General features: G+C 68.5%; 13 protein-coding genes. 4 read left to right on the top strand and 9 right to left on the bottom strand.

Annotation, left to right across the window (positions count from 1 at the left end):
• Positions 1 to 47: 47 nt before the first annotated feature.
• Genes ACYQ4W_RS11495 through ACYQ4W_RS11485 form a run of 3 tightly spaced genes read right to left on the bottom strand, consistent with a single transcriptional unit; the run spans position 48 to position 1921 of the window.
• Positions 48 to 809, bottom strand: a complete 762-nt coding sequence (locus ACYQ4W_RS11495; RefSeq protein ID WP_459856669.1) for a hypothetical protein — start codon at positions 807 to 809, stop codon at positions 48 to 50.
• Between the two features lie 9 nt (positions 810 to 818).
• Positions 819 to 1385, bottom strand: coding sequence for a hypothetical protein (locus tag ACYQ4W_RS11490; protein WP_459856667.1), 567 nt, complete (start codon positions 1383 to 1385; stop codon positions 819 to 821).
• Positions 1382 to 1921 carry a hypothetical protein gene (locus tag ACYQ4W_RS11485; protein ID WP_459856665.1) on the bottom strand — a complete coding sequence of 180 codons (540 nt, stop codon included), beginning with the start codon at positions 1919 to 1921 and terminating at the stop codon, positions 1382 to 1384. The genes ACYQ4W_RS11490 and ACYQ4W_RS11485 overlap by 4 nt, the downstream gene beginning before the upstream one ends.
• A gap of 190 nt (positions 1922 to 2111) precedes the next feature.
• Between ACYQ4W_RS11485 and ACYQ4W_RS11480 the strand changes: the two genes are divergently transcribed.
• Positions 2112 to 6428: a PAS domain S-box protein gene (locus ACYQ4W_RS11480; protein ID WP_459856663.1), complete on the top strand. Its 4317-nt coding sequence runs from the start codon at positions 2112 to 2114 to the stop codon at positions 6426 to 6428.
• A gap of 197 nt (positions 6429 to 6625) precedes the next feature.
• On the opposite strand, the gene dapF is transcribed toward ACYQ4W_RS11480, so the two are convergent.
• The 6 genes from dapF to ACYQ4W_RS11450 all read right to left on the bottom strand — a co-directional run bounded on the left by dapF (position 6626) and on the right by ACYQ4W_RS11450 (position 12414).
• Complete coding sequence (gene dapF, locus ACYQ4W_RS11475; RefSeq protein WP_459856660.1) at positions 6626 to 7477, bottom strand: diaminopimelate epimerase; 852 nt, start codon at positions 7475 to 7477, stop codon at positions 6626 to 6628.
• A 409-nt stretch (positions 7478 to 7886) separates the two neighbouring features.
• On the bottom strand, positions 7887 to 8423 hold the full coding sequence (locus ACYQ4W_RS11470) for a GNAT family N-acetyltransferase (protein ID WP_459856657.1): 537 nt from the start codon (positions 8421 to 8423) through the stop codon (positions 7887 to 7889).
• A 26-nt stretch (positions 8424 to 8449) separates the two neighbouring features.
• Positions 8450 to 9880, bottom strand: a complete 1431-nt coding sequence (locus ACYQ4W_RS11465) for a DNA integrity scanning protein DisA nucleotide-binding domain protein (RefSeq protein ID WP_459856654.1) — start codon at positions 9878 to 9880, stop codon at positions 8450 to 8452.
• Positions 9881 to 10143: 263 nt separating this feature from the next.
• Complete coding sequence (locus ACYQ4W_RS11460; RefSeq protein ID WP_459856651.1) at positions 10144 to 10926, bottom strand: ABC transporter permease; 783 nt, start codon at positions 10924 to 10926, stop codon at positions 10144 to 10146.
• A complete protein-coding gene (locus tag ACYQ4W_RS11455) occupies positions 10911 to 11633 on the bottom strand; it encodes an ABC transporter ATP-binding protein (RefSeq protein ID WP_459856648.1) in 723 nt (240 codons plus the stop codon). Before ACYQ4W_RS11455 ends, ACYQ4W_RS11460 begins: the two co-directional genes overlap by 16 nt.
• Before the next feature lie 7 nt (positions 11634 to 11640).
• Positions 11641 to 12414 (bottom strand): tetratricopeptide repeat protein, encoded by a 774-nt coding sequence (locus tag ACYQ4W_RS11450; RefSeq protein ID WP_459856645.1) that lies wholly within the window; start codon positions 12412 to 12414, stop codon positions 11641 to 11643.
• A 266-nt stretch (positions 12415 to 12680) separates the two neighbouring features.
• Between ACYQ4W_RS11450 and ACYQ4W_RS11445 the strand changes: the two genes are divergently transcribed.
• Genes ACYQ4W_RS11445 through ACYQ4W_RS11435 form a run of 3 tightly spaced genes read left to right on the top strand, consistent with a single transcriptional unit; the run spans position 12681 to position 15495 of the window.
• Positions 12681 to 13247, top strand: a complete 567-nt coding sequence (locus tag ACYQ4W_RS11445) for a helix-turn-helix domain-containing protein (RefSeq protein ID WP_459856642.1) — start codon at positions 12681 to 12683, stop codon at positions 13245 to 13247.
• Positions 13248 to 13251: 4 nt separating this feature from the next.
• Entirely contained in the window at positions 13252 to 14922 is a 1671-nt protein-coding gene (locus ACYQ4W_RS11440) for an AMP-binding protein (RefSeq protein ID WP_459856639.1), read from the top strand.
• 15 nt (positions 14923 to 14937) lie between these two features.
• Complete coding sequence (locus tag ACYQ4W_RS11435) at positions 14938 to 15495, top strand: helix-turn-helix domain-containing protein (protein ID WP_459856636.1); 558 nt, start codon at positions 14938 to 14940, stop codon at positions 15493 to 15495.
• Position 15496 lies beyond the last annotated feature (1 nt).

Raw genomic sequence — 15496 nt, 5'->3', positions numbered from 1 at the left:
GCTCTCTCAAGGCAGAGCGTTTAGCCGTTTTCGCGGCCAAGGGCAAATCACTCCGGGGGCAGCGTCTCGCCGAAGAAATCGCCCAGGGCGCCCTGGGCGCTGAAGGGCACGGAGTCGCGTCCGCGGACGATTTCGCCCGCCACGGCGTAGGTGGAGGCCAAGAACGCGTCGGGCCGCCACAGGGCCACGCCTTCCGCGCGCACCTGCATGGGCTCGCGCAATGTGAAGTTGCGGATGCGCAGGGCGTTTTCCTTGTATTCCACGGCCAGCACCGCGTCGCCCAGCCACAGGCCGCCGGGCAGCTGCAAGGCCTTGCCGCGCAGATCGAGGAAGCCGTGGTCCAGGGCGTTGGCCCCGGGCGGAACGCGGCCTTCCGCGCGCACCTCCACGCTGCCCAGAATGTCGCGGCGGCCCAGGCAGGCCAGGTTGGCCGCGCCGCGCACGTCGAAATCCCCGGTGTCGAGATAGACCAGCCTGAGCTCGCGGCCGCCCGTGTCCGCGCGGACGGTGAGCTGCGGGCTCACGCCCAGGCGCACCTCGACCCACTGCGCGCGCGGCGAGACCGGCCACCGGGGCGAGCCCATGACCAGGCCGTTGATGCGGAAGCCCAGCGGCGTGGCGCGGTCGATGCTCTGCCAGGTGATGTGCAGGTCGGGCCTGCCGGCCACGAGACGCCGAAGGCCCATGTCCCACACGGTGTCCCACGGCAGGTACAGCACCACCCCGGCCAAAAAGCCGAGGATGAGCCCGAGGATGCCCGCGCCGCCGAGTCCGGGCGCCTTGGCCGTTTTGTGCGTGTCTGTGCCCATGGGGTCCTGCTAGCGGGAAAGGACCATGTCGAGGTCCATGAGGTTGTCCGCGCCGGGGGTGGGGGCCAAATGGGCGGAGACTGTGCTCAGCCCGGCCTCGATGCGCAGGTCGCGCAGCACCTCCACCAGTTCGCGCAGGGTCAGCCCCTGGGCGTGCAGCGAAAGGGTCTGGCTCGGCCGCGCCGTCGCCTGCGGGTCCGTGTCGGACCGGGCCGGCGTCGGCTGGCTCGGGGCGGGCTGGTTCGAGAGAAGCTGGATGCGCAGGCGCTCCGGCGTCACGCCCGCGGCGCGGGCTATCTGCTCCGCCGCCACCAGGGGCGGCTGGCCCTCCAGCTGGCCCTTGCGGTCGTGCATCTCCATGACCTCCGCGGCCAGGGGGGCCACGGTGACGTAAGTCTGCCCGGCTTCCTCGCCGGTTTTTTCCTCGGCGCGGGTAAAGGCGGACAAGGCCGCCCAGGAGGCGAGCAGAAGCACGCTCCAGCCGAAAATGAGCATGCGCCAGAGCCGCCGCTGCGCCGCGGCCTCAAGGTGCGTCAGCCGTGCCACCATCCGCCAGGGACCGTTCTTCCAGCTCACTGGTCGTCTCCCTTGGGCGGGGCGGCCCGGTCGCGCACCTTCACGGCCAGTTCAAAGCGCACAGGCTGTGAAAGGGTGTCGGCCTTGCTGACGGAAAAGGTGAAGGTGGCCTCTGCGGCCAGGGCGGCCTGATAGCGCTGGTAGTCCTCCGCCGTGGCGGCCACGCCGGTGACCACGCCGCTGGCCGTGGCCATGGAGACGGAGGTGATGCGCACGCCCTCGGGCGCGCGGCGCGAGAGCGCGGCCAAGAGCTCCACCATGTCCAGCCGCTGGGAGGACTGGGCCTTGAGCTTGCCCAGCTCGAACTGCAGCCGCCCGTAGGGCGAGCGGCCAGGATCGCCCGCAAGGGCGCGGCGGTAGACCTCGTGCACGGCGTTCTCCAGCCGTCCGGTCTGCCTGTGCTCCTGCCACCAGCGCACGGCCTGCCCGGCCAGGAACAGCGCGCCCGCTATGGTTATGCCCAGCAGAATGCGGGCATAGCGGTGGTGTTCGGTTTCCGGCAGGCCCGGCGGCGGGCCATTGCTTTCTTGCGTCATCGGCATCCTTTTGGCGTCGCAGAGGCGCGCCGCGTTCAGATAGCATGGGCCGGGCCCGTGGTCCAGGCCGGGGCAAGCTGCGCAGAGCGGCGTGTCCCGACTACGCATTTTTGCCCGCGCCCTTGTGCCGAAAAATCAATGCTGCTACCTCTCGCCTGTGGGCCGCAGACCGGCCCGCGCGGGAGAGGCCATGAAGCCGCAGCTGCGCCAAAATCTCACGTTCCGGCTGACCTTCGTCGTGCTGCTGGCCCTTGTGCCCGCCGTGGTCGTGGCCATGCTGCAGCACAACGAGCTGCGCAAAAGCCTGCGCGCCGAGGCCGTGCAACAGCTGCACCTGCTCTCGGAGAACATGGCCGGCCAAGGCCGGGAGGACATCTCCGGCGCGCGCCAACTGCTCACCGGCCTGACCCGCCTGCCCCAGGTGCGCGGCATGGACGCGGCCGCGGCAATGCCCATCCTGCGCGACGTCATCCGCCAATCCCCCGTGTACACCGCCTGCACCCTGTATGACCTGGACGGCAACCCCGTGGCCTCGTCCTGGTCCGGCGGGGCGCACAGCAACGTGGCCGACAGGCTCTGGTTCCAGCAGACGCTGCAAAGCATGGCCTGCATCCAGGGCGAGCCGGTGGAAAGCCGTGTCACCAACGCCCCGGCCCTCATTCTGGCCTGTCCCGTCTTTGACGACACCGGCCGCGCCGTGGGCATCCTGGACCTCGCCTTCGACTACCGCTGGTTCGGCCAACTGGCCGGCGGTCCTTCCCTGCCGGCCGGAGCCGCGGCGGCCATCCTGGGCTCAGACGGCGTGGCGCAGGCCTGGTTTCCGGACACGGGCGAAAATAATGCAAAAGACATACCCGGCATCCGCGAGATTCTGCGCGGCGTGCTCCAGGGCCACGACGTCACCGAGGAGACCGGTCCGGACGGCGCCGTGGCCATCTGCTCCTACAGCGTGCTGACCCGCCAGCCTGGCCGTGAGCTGTTCGTCCGCGTCGGCATTCCCGTGGAGCAGGCCCTGGCCCCGGCGGAGAAAAACGTCCGGCGCAGCGTCGTCGGCCTGGCCGTGGCCGCGCTGCTTGGCCTGCTTGGGGCCATTCTTTCGGCCCGGGGCATCATCATCGGCCCGGCGCGCGAGATTCTGGAGGCCACCCGCCGCCTGGGCGCGGGCGACCTGTCCCACCGCATCAACAGCGACGCCTCCGGCGAACTGGCCGAGGTGGCGAAGGGCGTGGACCGCATGGCCGCCTCGCTGGAGACCTCCACCCTGGCCCTGCGCCAGGCGGAGCTCAAGGTGCGGCTCATTCTGGAGAACTCCCTCGAGGGCTACTTCGTGTCCTCCGCGGCGGGCCGCTTTCTGGAGGCCAACCCGGCCATGCTGCGCATGTTCGGGTACGAGAGCCTGGAGGAGCTGCAGGACGGGGTGACGGACATCGGCTCCCAGGTCTATGTGGACCCGGAGCTCCGGCCGCGCATCATGGCGCTTTTGCAGCGCGACGGGCGCGTGCGCAATGTGGAGATCGCCTCGCGCCGGCGCGACGGCTCCGTGTTTTGGTCCACGCTTTCCGCCTTGGCCCTGCGCGACGACGCGGGCCGGGTCGTGGGCCTGCAGGGCTTCGCCACGGACTTTACCGAGCGCAAGCGCGCGGAGCTGGAGCTGGCCCAGGCCAACGAGCGCTTTCTGCGCGTGCTGGACAACCAGACCGACGCCCTTGTGGTGACCGACGCGGAGACGGACCTCATTTTGTACGCCAACCGCGCCGCCCACGAACGCGCGGGCGAAGGGCTGGTGGGCAGCCGCTGCTGGGCCGCCATGCACGGGGGAGAGTCCCAGTGCCCGGGCTGCCCGCGCAGGCTGCTGCTGGACGAGAACGAGCACTCGGCCGGGGTCTTCACGCGGGAGGACCATGATCCGCGCACCAACACCTGGAGCCTGGTGCGCGTGCAGGCCCTGCGCTGGGTCGACGGCCACATGGCCCGTCTGGAGACCATCACCGACATCACGGACATCAAGCAGACCCAGGAGAAGCTGCGCGTCACCAGCGGACATTTGCAGAGCATTCTGGACAACGCCCCCCTGTTCATTTCCATCCGCGACCGGGACAGCCGCTTCGTGGTGGTCAGCAAGCGCATAGAGGAGCTGGGCGAGCGGCGCGGGGCCGCCGTGGGCCGGCTGGTTTCCGAGGTGTACGACAAGGACCTGGCCGCCACGGTGCTGCGCGAGGACCGGGAGATTCTGGAGTCCGGCGTGCCCCTCACCAAGATCGAGGACGCCGTGCTGCGCGACGGCCGCAAGGTGACGCTGCTCATCAGCAAATTCCCCCTGCGCGACGCAGAGGGCCGTCCGGACAAGATCTGCGCCATCGGCACGGACATAACCGAGCGCGTGCGCCTGGAGCGCGAGGTGCTGGCCGCCAAGGAGGCCGCGGAAAGCGCCAACCGCGCCAAAAGCGATTTTCTGGCCAAGATGAGCCATGAGATACGCACCCCGCTGAACGCCATCCTGGGCTTTTCCGAACTGGCGGAGATGGCCGACACGGCCGAGGAGCGCGGCCGCTGCCTGGCCTCGCTGCGGCAGTCGGGCCAGGGGCTTTTGAGCCTGTTGAACGACCTGCTCGATCTCTCTCGCGTGGAGGCCGGGCACCTGCGCCTGGAGCGAGAGCCCTTCAACCTGGGCGAACTGCTGCACGCCGTGCTGGAGCATCCGCAACTGGAGGCGGGCAGGCGCGGCCTGATGCTCGAGGCCCGCGTGAACCAGGGCGTGCCGCCGGTGCTGGTGGGCGACCCCGGCCGCCTGCGGCAGATTCTGGCCAACCTCGTGGCCAATGCGCTCAAGTTCACCCACGAGGGCGGCGTGGACATCTCCGTGGAGCTGGCGAACCTCGACGCCAAGGGCGGGGCCAAAACCGGGGCCAACGCCGGAGCGGACACCGGCCCCGGCGTGCGCCTGCTTTTCTCCGTGCGCGACACGGGCATCGGCATTCCCCTGGAGGTGCAGGGGCTGATGTTCGAGAACTTCACCCAGGCCGACAGCTCCACCTCGCGCAAGTACGGCGGCTCCGGGCTGGGGCTGGCCATTTGCCGCCAGCTGGCGCGGGGCATGGGCGGCGAGATATGGCTCGCCAGCACGCCGGGCCAGGGCAGCAGTTTTTATGTGAACCTGCCCTTTGCGCTGCCCGTGGAGGACGGCTCGGCCAGCTCGGCCAACCCGGCCAGCCCGGCCAGCTCGGCCAGTTCGGCCAACCCGGAGAGTCAGGAAGCGCCGCAGGGCGCGGAAGGCCCGGGCGTCTCGCCGGGGGCGGAGGACATTGATGCCCAGCCGGACGCGCGGCGCGTGACCGGCGCGGCCAGCGCCGCCTTGGCCGACAAAGCGCCTGGCGACTCATGGGGCGGCCCGTCAGGCAACGCGCCCGGCGACCCGTCCGGCAACGCGCCCGGCAACGCGCATGGCGACCTTTCCGGCGCTGCGGCGGGTGCTTCCCCTGGCGCTCCCGTACCTGGTATTCCCGCAACCGGCGCTTCTGCCGCGGGTGCGGGCGGTTCCGCCGGGGTGGACGCAACGCCGCCCCTGGCCGCCGCCGCGCCGCGCGCGCTGAAGGTGCTGCTGGCCGAGGACACCCCGGCCAACGTCATCATCGCCAAGAGCTTCCTCTCCCGGCTGGGGCACGAGGCGACCCACGCCGCCAACGGGCGCGAGGCCCTGGCCCTGTTGTCCCGGGAGCGTTTCGACCTGGTGCTGATGGATGTGGAGATGCCTGGCATGGACGGGCTGACGGCCACGCGGCTGCTGCGCGCGGGCGAGGCTGGCGAGCTGAACCGGGGCGTCACCGTTTTGGCCATGACCGCCCACGTATTGGAGAGCTTCCGCAAAGAGTGCGCCGAGGCGGGCATGAACGGCTTCTTGCCCAAGCCCGTCAGCTTCAAGACCATGGGCGAAACCCTGGCCGGGCTGGTTTTGCCCGTGGCGCAGGCCCCGGCCGCGCGGCAGGAGCCCGGCCCCGGTCTGGCGGACCTGGACAAGGCGGCGGAGATGCTGGGCGGCTATGAGGATTTGCTGGCCGAGGTGCTGGAGATGTTTTTGGCCGACCTGCCCGCCAAGCGCGCCGCCCTGGCCGAGGCCCTGGATCAGGGGGACATGCCGGGCCTGCGCATCGTGGCGCATTCCCTCAAGAGCACCTGCGCCAGCGTGGGCGCAACCGCCGCCAGCGAGGCCGCGCACGTGGTGGAGGACTTGGCCGCGGCCCGGCTGGACGCGGCGCGGTCGCCGGCAGCCAAGGGAGGGCGGCCTGCCGCTGCTTCCGCCGTTCCTTCCTCCGCACCTTTTGCCCCTGGCGCCCCTGGCGTTGCTGCTCCTGCCACCGCCGACCCGCCAGGCCGCCTGTCGGTCAGCCTGTCTCCGAGCACGGCCGACCGTTCCGCCGAGGAGCTGGCCCAGGCCGTGGCCAAGCTTTTCGCCGTGCTGGAGCAAAGCGAAAACGCCCTGCGCCAGGCCTGCACCCTGCGCTTCTGCTAGGCGCCGCGCGCGCAAGGATCCGTCCGTTTCGCGAAGCCGGTTCGCCCTCGTCTTGCCATAGTATCGTCCCATTCTCGCAATTGTGCCGAAGGACCGTCCGTTCCAAAGAGGGGAGGTCCGGCGGATTGCCGACAAAAAAAGGCCCCGCCGACGTCATGCGGACGCGGGCGGGGCCTTTGGCTTTCGCTTGTCTGGGCTTACGGCAGGGGCAGGTCCAGGGCGGGCACGTTCAGCTCGCCGGTGAAGGTCAGCTCCGCTGCGCCCTTCAGGAACACGCGGCCGCCCTCCAGGCTGGTGGTGAGCACCTCGCCGCCGGTGGTGGTGTTGGCCAGCTCGTCCTCGGCCAGACCCAGGGCGGAGAGCACCACCTGCACGGCGGAGACGCCGGTGCCGCAGGCGTAGGTCTCGGCCTCGACCCCGCGCTCGTAAGTGCGCACCTGGGTGCGGCGGCGGTCCAGCACCTGCACGAAGTTCACGTTGGTCCCGGCCGGGGCGAAATGCTCGTGGAAGCGCACGGCGCGGCCCACGCTGGCCACGTCCACATCGGCCGCCTTGTCCACCAAAATGACCGCGTGGGGCACGCCGGTGTTCACGAAATGCACCACGGTCTCCTTGCCCTGCACGCTCAGGTGCGCGTTCAGCGCCAAGCCCTTGGGCTCGGTGAGCTGCACCTTGACCAGCCCGGCCGCCGCGTCCACGGCGATGGCGATGGGACCGGCGTCGCTGCCGAGCACGTGGCGCTCGCCGCCAAGGCCCAGGGCATGGGCCAGGCGGCCCACGCAGCGGCTGGCGTTGCCGCACATCTCCGCGCGGGAGCCGTCGGCGTTGTAGAAGTGCCACACGTAGTCCGCGGCCACGCCAGGGGCGGGCAGCTCCAGAAAGAACAGGCCGTCGGCGCCGACGCCGAAGGCGCGCGGGCAGATCTTCTTGGCCCACTCGGCCATGAGTTCCTTGGGCAGGCGCAGCACGCGGTTGTCTATGGCCACAAAGTCGTTGCCGCAGCCTTGCAGCTTATAAAAGGGCACGCGTGCCCCGAACATGGTGCTCATTGATTTCGACTCCCTTTGGCGGATTTGGCAAGGCCCAATAGAAAGCATCGCAGGGTGGTTCGTCAAGGGCCAAGGGGGAGGGGAAGAGCGCGGAGGCCAGGGCCTTGGAGCTGGCCCGACACGAACGGGAGCGGAAATCTGGCCGGGCGGCGCGGCTTGCGCGCGGTCAACAATCAAGTTGCCGTGCAGTTTGGCTAGCGGGCGGGCAGGAATCAGAGGGCCGAGGAGACAACACGCGGCTTGCCGTCAGTGGCAGCGCGGACATGGCGGGCGCTCCACTGTCCGGCTGTCTGGCGCGCCCTGTGGCGTTGCCCCAGTCGGGCGCATCCGGAATGTCCGGTCCGGCGCAAGCCCCTCCGCAAGGGCGAGCCGTGCGGCCTGGCCATTGCGCTCCGGCGACGCCGAAAGCCTACGCCCCCGTCTCGAAGGCCGGGTGGTGGCCCACGTCGCCCTCGGGCTCCGCGCCGGCCAGCGGCATGCAGAGCACGAACTCCTGGGGCACGCCGGGGTAGCGCAAGGTCTTGGCCTGGCGGAAGCCCAGGCGCGTGTAGAAGGCCGGGTCGCCCACAAGGACGCAGCCCTGCGCCTCCAGCCCGCCCAGGGCGTCGAGCCCGGCCCGCACGAGCGCAGAGCCCACGCCGCGGCGCTGAAAGCCCGGCAGCACCGCCACCGGACCCAGCAAATACCAGCCTAGGTCCTGCCCGCCGATGCGCGCGCGGGAAAAAGCGATGTGCCCGACGATCTCGCCCGCGCCCTCGCACTCCGGCTCGCAGCCGGGGTCGCTGTCGGGCTCGGCCACCAGCGAAAGCGTCAGCGCCCCGTCCGCGCGCAGGGCGTCCACGATCAAGTGCTCGGTCTGGCGGCTGTACGGGTGGCCGGCAAAGGCGGCGATGTTGATGGCGCGGATGGCGGCGTAGTCGGCGGGCGTTTCGGGGCGGATCAGCATGGGGGGCTCCTTGCGTGATTTTCCCGCTAGCCGAGCCACTCGGCCAGGGTGGGAGGGTGCCGCAGCATGGTGGGCACGGGCGGCCACACCGGCGGTTTGGAAAGGTCCACGCCCTTCTGCATCACCGAAACCGGGCGGTCGCTGGAGACCACCACCACGATGAGCTCCGGGTGGGAGTGGGTGAAGCGCAGGGCGGAGTTGTAGCGCGCCCCGCGCGAGCGGTCCTCGCCGGGGAAGCTCGGGCCGTCCATGAGGCAGGCGAAGCCGCAGAGCTGATTGCGCGCGGCGGAAAGATGCAGGGCCCCGTCCACCTTGGCCAGGCCGGAGGCCAGGGAGAGCCGCTCCTCGGCGTCGAGGGGCATGGGCGTCTCTAGCCCGTGGCCGGAGAGGGTCAGAAGCGGCGTGTAGGGGTCGATGATGAGGGCGCAGCCGTATTTCTGCTCGCCCGCGGTGGCCACCAGGCGCGAGATGGTGGCGAAGAGCGTGCTGCGCTGGGCGCTGTCCAGGGGCCATTCCACCAGCGCCTCCTCCAGCGTCACCAGGTTCGGCCTGCGGTTGGAGGACTGGAACGCGCCGTCGGAAAAGCTGCACACCGGGCTGGCGTCGAGAAACAGCATGCCGTGGCGGCCGTTGAACAGCGCGCACAGGCTGCCCGCGGGCAGGTCGCCCTGGGCCATGCCGATGATGTGCTCGCCATCGGACACGAGCAGGCGCTGGGTGCGCTCCACGGCCTGCAGCATCTTGCGCACGTGTTTGCCGTTGTCCAGCCGGGGGCGCTCCGCCTTGGGCAGGCGGGCCAGATAGTGCAGCCGCGACAGGCGCGAGGGCTCCACAAAGGCCAGGTGCCCGCGGGCCCAGGCGCCTTCCTCCGGCGTTTTTGAAATTTGGATGATGGCCGAGAGGATGTTGTACACGCGCAGGCGGGTGTCCGGTCCCAGGGCGTGGGCGCGCTCGTCCACGATGCAGTCGTGCACGGCGTGGGGGGCCATTTCCTGCAGGGTGTTGGTCACGGTGTCCAGGGCCAGGATGTCCTCGCCGCCCAGGCAGGTGGCCAGCTGCCGCAGGGCCAGCTCCAGCCAGCGCCGCGTGGGCCCGGGCGAGCACAAATCCGGGTGCTGCTCGGTGAACCACATTTGATAGGCCACGCTGCGCGAGCGCCCGCCCAGGCTCACCAGCCCGGCCAGGCCCATGCGCCGCGCGTGGTGCTGGTCGAAAAAGGCCACCTGCTCCGGGTTCGGCAGCCCGGCCTTCCATTCGTCCGTGTCCTGGAAATATTCGCGCAGGCGCGGCTCGTGTCCGCGCAGCAGATTCTGCGGGTCCACCACGCGCAAGGGATCGTCCGGCGTTTTGGCATAGACCAGCGCCACGCGCGAGGGGCCGGAAAATTCGCACAGCCCCTGGCGCAACCCTTCCAGCACGGTGTGCAGGCTGAGCATGTGGTGACGGTCCAGGCTCATGTGCTCCTCGCGGCGGGGGCCGGTCTGATGTTATTCACCGGTAATGCTATACGTTGTGCCTGGGGAGCGCAATCAGAAACCCGGCGCGCGCGAAGCGGCGGGCAGGGGCCGGCGATGTTTCGCCGCGCGTGTTTCGTCCTTGGGCGCTGGGCGCGGGGGGGCGGGCCTGGTCTGTTCCGACGTGGCCTGTTCTGACGTGGTCTGTTTCGGCGCGGACGTTGGGCGCGGCGGTGGGTGTGGACTTGGCGGAATGCGGCGCCGGTTCAGCGCAAGAGCGGCCTGTCGCCCGGGCCGAAGCAGCGGCGGCGGATGATGAGCGTGAGGATGGTGCTGCCCAGGGCCGTGGCGCCCACGATCATGAGCATGACCACGATCTGGTAGCGGATGGCCTGGGTGGGGTCGTTGCCGCCCAGAATCTGGCCGGTCATCATGCCCGGCAGAGAGACGAGCCCCACGGCCATCATGGAGTTGAGGGAGGGGATCATGCCCGCGCGCACGGCCGTGCGCACCTCCTCCGCGCTGGCCTCGGCCGCGTCGGCCCCCAGGCAGAGCTTCATCTCCACCATGGCCGCGCGCGCCCGCAGGTCTGAAAAAAGCCTGTCCAGGGCCAGGGCGACCGAGTTCATGGAATTGCCCAGCACCATGCCGCCGATGGGCAGAAAATATTGCGGCTTCCACCAGGGCTCGGCGTGGATGATGGCCCCGGTGACCGTGACGGTGACCAGCAGGTATACCGCGGCCATGCTGAAATACATGGGCCAGGCGAAGGCCACGGCCGACTCCTTGACGCGGCCGCGCGCGGTGTGGGCGGCCGCCGCGGCCATGACGAGAAACAGCCCCAGCACCAGCCAGGGCGACTCCACGGCGAAGACCATGCCCAGCACCCAGCCCATGAGAAAGAGCTGGGCAAAGGTGCGCACGGTGCCGATGAGGATGTCGCGTCCGAGGCCCAGCTTGAGCGCCAGCGAGCAGCCCCCGGCCAGCAGGGCGAACACCAGCGCCAGCAACAGCCGCCAGGTTTCGATGTTGATTACGCCCCCATCCATGCGAGCCTCCCGCCTTCCAGCCGGTAGTGCGCGGGCGCAACCCGCGCCGGGACGAAATCCGCGTGGCTCACCAGGATCACCGTGCCGCCGCGCTCCAGGCAAAAGCTCTCGGCCGCGTCGAGCACGGCGCGGGCGCTCTCCTGGTCCAGGGCGCTCACGGGCTCGTCGAGGAGCAGGGCCTCGGGCCGGGTGAGCAGGGCGCGCGCCAGGCACAGGCGCTGCCGCTGCCCCACGGAAAGGGTCGCGGCCTCTTGCCCCAGGGGAACATCGCCCATGGCCAGGCTTTCCAGCAGGGCTTGCAGGGCCGCGTCGCCGGGCAGGGGCTCGCCTGCTGCGGCCTTGAAGGAAAAGGGCAGAAGCAGGTTGTCGCGCACGCTGCCCGCAACGACCGTGGGCGTCTGCTGCAGGTAGCTCACGCGGCGGCGCAGCACCGCGGGCGGCAGCTCCGCAACGGGACGGCCGTCCAGCAGCACTTGCCCGGCCTGGGGTTCCTCCAGACGGCAAAAGAGCCGGAGCAGCGTGCTCTTGCCCGCGCCGGAGGGTCCGGTGAGCAGCACGAAGGCGCCGCGCGGCACGGCAAGGTCCGCGTCGTCCAGGATGTTGCGGGGGGCGTCGGCCGGGGCGGACCCCGCCGCCGGGCGGGCATGGGCGAAGCGCACACGGGCCAGGGCTAGGTGCGGCGTTTGTGCGCTGGTTTGCCGGGGCACGGCGGGCCTACTTCTTGGAGTCCAGGAATTCGAGGAACTTCTTCACTTCCTCGTGGTCGGGGTTGAGGCGCAGGGCCTCGGCCAGATGCTCGCGGCATTTTTCGATGTCGCCCTTGTCGAAATAGGCGCGGGCCGCGTTGTAGTGCAGGTTCTCGTCCGTTGTGGAAAGGGTGAGGGCGCGTGTGTAGTATTCGATGGACTGGTCCACCATGCGGCTTTTGCGCAGGGAGATGCCGAACTCGTTGAACAGGTGCTTGTGCTCCGGGGCGAAGGCGGCCTCAAGCCCCACGATGCGCCCCAGGATGTCCTGGGCCTTGGTGGTTTCGCCGCGCTCCACGTAGGTGAGCCCCAGGCCGAAGTTGGCGCGCACGTTTTCCTCGTCCACGGCGAGGGCGCTTTCGTAGTCGAACTGCGCGCTGTAGAGCGCGCCGCGCTGGCGGCTTTCCTCCGCGCGGGAGACAGTGGCCGCAAGCTCCTGTATCTTCGGGTATACGGTCTTGAGGTACATTTCCGGCTCGGGGTTGTACCGGGCCAAAAAATCGTCGAGGGGGACCATGGTGGTGTTTCCCGCGGGCACCATGTTTTTGTTCAGGGCCTGCACGCCCACTTGGCCGTCGTCCTGCTGGGTGCAGAACCAGTACATCTTGCTGATGGTCTTGCGCTGGGTGGTGCCGGTGCCGACCTTCTCCACGGTCTGCGTGGAGAACAGTCCCTTGATTTTCTTGCCGCCGTCCGGCCGGTAGACCGGGGCGTGGGCGTCCTGGGCGTTGGTCTCTGTCATCAGTGCACCTGCTGCTATTGGCTCCGGGAATGGTTCATCGACCTCGAATCAGGCTACACGCTTCGAATCGGACTGGCAAGGGCCGGAGGAAAGCGCACCGGTCAAACCTGCGCGGAGTGTCGACAAATGCGCGCACTTGGGTTAGGGTCCAGGGCACTTTACAGGCAGTGCGCCGCAAGCCGTCGGGAGGCGTCATCCCGCCGGCGGGGCGGCCAGGGCCGCACCCGCGGCACGATCGTGAACGCGCAAGGAAGGACGGGAGCAGCATGGACAAGAAAGTGGGTGAGCGCATACGCGCTTTTCGGGAAAAGCAGAACTTGAGTCTTGCGGATTTGGCCGGGCGCACCGGTCTGGACGAGGGCTTCCTCGCCGCCGTGGAGACGAAAGACCTTTACCCCTCGCTTGGGCCGCTACTCAAAATCGCCCGCTCCCTTGGCGTGCGCCTGGGCACCTTCCTTGACGACCACGTGAGCCGCGACCCGCTTGTGGTGCGCCTCGGCGAGCGCAAGGAAGAATTCAGCATGCACCAGGACGGCGACAAACCCGCCAGCCACAATTATTATCCCCTGGGCAAGGGCAAGACCGACCGGCACATGGAGCCGTTCTTCATCGAGATGCACCCCGAGCCCGAGGAGGACAAGACCCTGTCCTTCCACGAGGGCGAGGAGTTCATCGTCGTGGTCTCCGGCTCGGTGCAGCTCATCTACGGACGCGAGACCACGGTCTACGGCCCCGGCGACAGCATCTACTACAACTCCGTGGTGCCCCACAACCTCTCCGCCGCGGGCGACGTCCCGGCCAGCATCTACGCGGTGCTCTACTTTCCGGAGTAAGCCTATGCCGCGAGAGAAAGCCATCCTCGAACGCACTCTGGGGCAGATTCTCGACGAAACCGTGGCCGCCTGGCCCGGCCGCGACGCCGTGGTCTACGTGGACCGCCACTTCCGCCTCACCTGGCGCGAGTTCTCCGACCTGGTGGACGAGGTGGCCATGGGCCTCATGGCCATGGGCGTGGAAAAGGGCGAGAAGGTCGGCATTTGGGCCAACAACGTGCCCTACTGGACCGTGCTCATGTTCGCCACGGCCAAGATAGGCGCCGTGCTTTTGACCGTGAACACCCACTACCGCAAGGCCGAGATAGAGTACCTGCTCAAGCAGTCGGACTGCGAGAACCTGGTCATTATCGACGGCTACCGCGACACCGACTACGTGGGCACCCTGTACGACATCGCCCCGGAGCTGAAGAACCAGGAGCGCGGGCATCTCAAGTGCGAGAAGTTCCCGTTCCTCAAGCGCATCATCTTCCTCGGCGCGGAAAAGCACCGCGGCATGTACTCCATGAGCGAGGTGCAGTCCCTTTCCGTCATGACCGCGCCCGAGGACTACGAGGCGCGCCAGAAAAACCTTTCCCCGCACGATGTTGTGAACATGCAGTACACCAGCGGCACCACGGGCTTTCCCAAGGGCGTGCAGCTCACCCACAACAACATCGGCAACAACGGCTACTGGATAGGCGAGCACCAGGGCTTCACCGAAAAGGACCGCCTGTGCCTGCCCGTGCCGCTGTTCCACTGCTTCGGCTGCGTGCTGGGCGTCATGGCCTGCGTCACCCACGGCACGGCCATGGTCCTCTTGGAGGACTTCGACCCCCTCATGGCCATGACGAGCATTGAGGAGGAGAAGTGCACGGCCATTTACGGCGTGCCCACCATGTTCATCGCCATGCTGGAGCACAAGCTCTTCAAGAAGTTCGACTTCACCAGCATGCGCACCGGCATCATGGCCGGGTCTCCTTGTCCCATCGAATTCATGAAGCGCGCCATAAACGAAATGTACATGCGCGAGATCACCATCTGCTACGGCCTGACCGAAGGCTCGCCGGTGATGACCCAGACCAGAAAGGGCGACAGCCTGCGGCAAATGACCGAGACCGTGGGCCGCGCCATGCCCGAGATCGAGGTGGTCATCCTCGACCCCGAGACCTACAAGGAAGCGCCGCGCGGCACGGTTGGCGAGATATGCTGCCGGGGCTACAACGTCATGAAGGGCTACTACAACAACCCCGAGGCCACGGCCAAAACCATCGACATGGACGGCTGGCTGCACTCCGGCGACCTGGGCACCATGGATGAGGACGGCTACGTCACCATCACCGGACGCCTGAAGGACATGATCATCCGCGGCGGCGAGAACGTCTACCCGCGCGAGATCGAGGAGTTCCTCTACCGCATGGACGGCATTCTGGACGTGCAGGTGGTGGGCGTGCCCAGCCGCAAGTACGGCGAGGAAGTGGGCGCCTTCGTCATTTTGAAGCCCGACGCTCAGCTGGAGCCCGAGGACGTGAAGGATTACTGCCGCGGGCAGATAGCCCGGTACAAGATTCCCAAGTACATCGCCTTTGTGGAGAGCTACCCCATGACGGCCAGCGGCAAGATTCAAAAATACAAGCTGCGCGAAATCGCCGCCAAGATGTTCCCCGAGGCCATGCAAGAGCCTCCCAAGGCCTAACAAGGAGCTTTGCCCATGCACATGGAACAGGCTTACAAAGAGATCGCCCCGCGCCTGCGCGGCCTGCGCGACGCCCTGGACATCACCATCGAGGACCTGGCCGCCCGGACCGGCGTTACCGCCGCGGACATCGCCACCTACGAATCCGGCGAGAGCGAGATTCCCGTCGGCTTCCTCATGAAGGTCGCCCAAACCTGCCACGTGGACCTGACCGTGCTCATCAGCGGCGTGGAGCCGCACCTGAAGGGCTTCTCCCTGGTGCGCCGGGGCGAGGGCCTTTCCGTCGAGCGCCGCAAGGACTACGACTACAAGTCCCTGGCCTACCGCTTCTCCGGCCGCAAGATGGAGCCCTTCCTCATCACCGTGCCGCCCAAGACCCCGGCGGAGATGACCCTTGTCTCCCACTCCGGCCAGGAGTTCATCCACGTGATGGAGGGCCGCCTGGAGCTGCGCCTGGGCGAGGAAGCCCTGGCCCTGGATCCCGGCGACAGCCTGTACTTCGACTCCCAAACCCCGCACGCGCTACGAGGCCTTGACGACAAGCACGCCATATTCCTCGATGTGATTTTGTAGC

Source organism: Humidesulfovibrio idahonensis, from assembly GCF_054657715.1.
Note: the sequence above shows the minus strand (reverse complement) of the source record. Positions and strands in the feature narration are given on the sequence as shown.

Bases quoted from the DNA above. Each gene is read 5' to 3' on its own strand.
- ACYQ4W_RS11495 (WP_459856669.1), bottom strand. From the start codon at position 809: ATGGGCACAGACACGCACAAAACGGCCAAGGCGCCCGGACTCGGCGGC.
- ACYQ4W_RS11485 (WP_459856665.1), bottom strand. From the start codon at position 1,921: ATGACGCAAGAAAGCAATGGCCCGCCGCCGGGCCTGCCGGAAACCGAA.
- ACYQ4W_RS11480 (WP_459856663.1), top strand. From the start codon at position 2,112: ATGAAGCCGCAGCTGCGCCAAAATCTCACGTTCCGGCTGACCTTCGTC.
- dapF (WP_459856660.1), bottom strand. From the start codon at position 7,477: ATGAGCACCATGTTCGGGGCACGCGTGCCCTTTTATAAGCTGCAAGGC.
- ACYQ4W_RS11470 (WP_459856657.1), bottom strand. From the start codon at position 8,423: ATGCTGATCCGCCCCGAAACGCCCGCCGACTACGCCGCCATCCGCGCC.
- ACYQ4W_RS11465 (WP_459856654.1), bottom strand. From the start codon at position 9,880: ATGAGCCTGGACCGTCACCACATGCTCAGCCTGCACACCGTGCTGGAA.
- ACYQ4W_RS11460 (WP_459856651.1), bottom strand. From the start codon at position 10,926: ATGGATGGGGGCGTAATCAACATCGAAACCTGGCGGCTGTTGCTGGCG.
- ACYQ4W_RS11450 (WP_459856645.1), bottom strand. From the start codon at position 12,414: ATGACAGAGACCAACGCCCAGGACGCCCACGCCCCGGTCTACCGGCCG.
- ACYQ4W_RS11445 (WP_459856642.1), top strand. From the start codon at position 12,681: ATGGACAAGAAAGTGGGTGAGCGCATACGCGCTTTTCGGGAAAAGCAG.
- ACYQ4W_RS11440 (WP_459856639.1), top strand. From the start codon at position 13,252: ATGCCGCGAGAGAAAGCCATCCTCGAACGCACTCTGGGGCAGATTCTC.
- ACYQ4W_RS11435 (WP_459856636.1), top strand. From the start codon at position 14,938: ATGCACATGGAACAGGCTTACAAAGAGATCGCCCCGCGCCTGCGCGGC.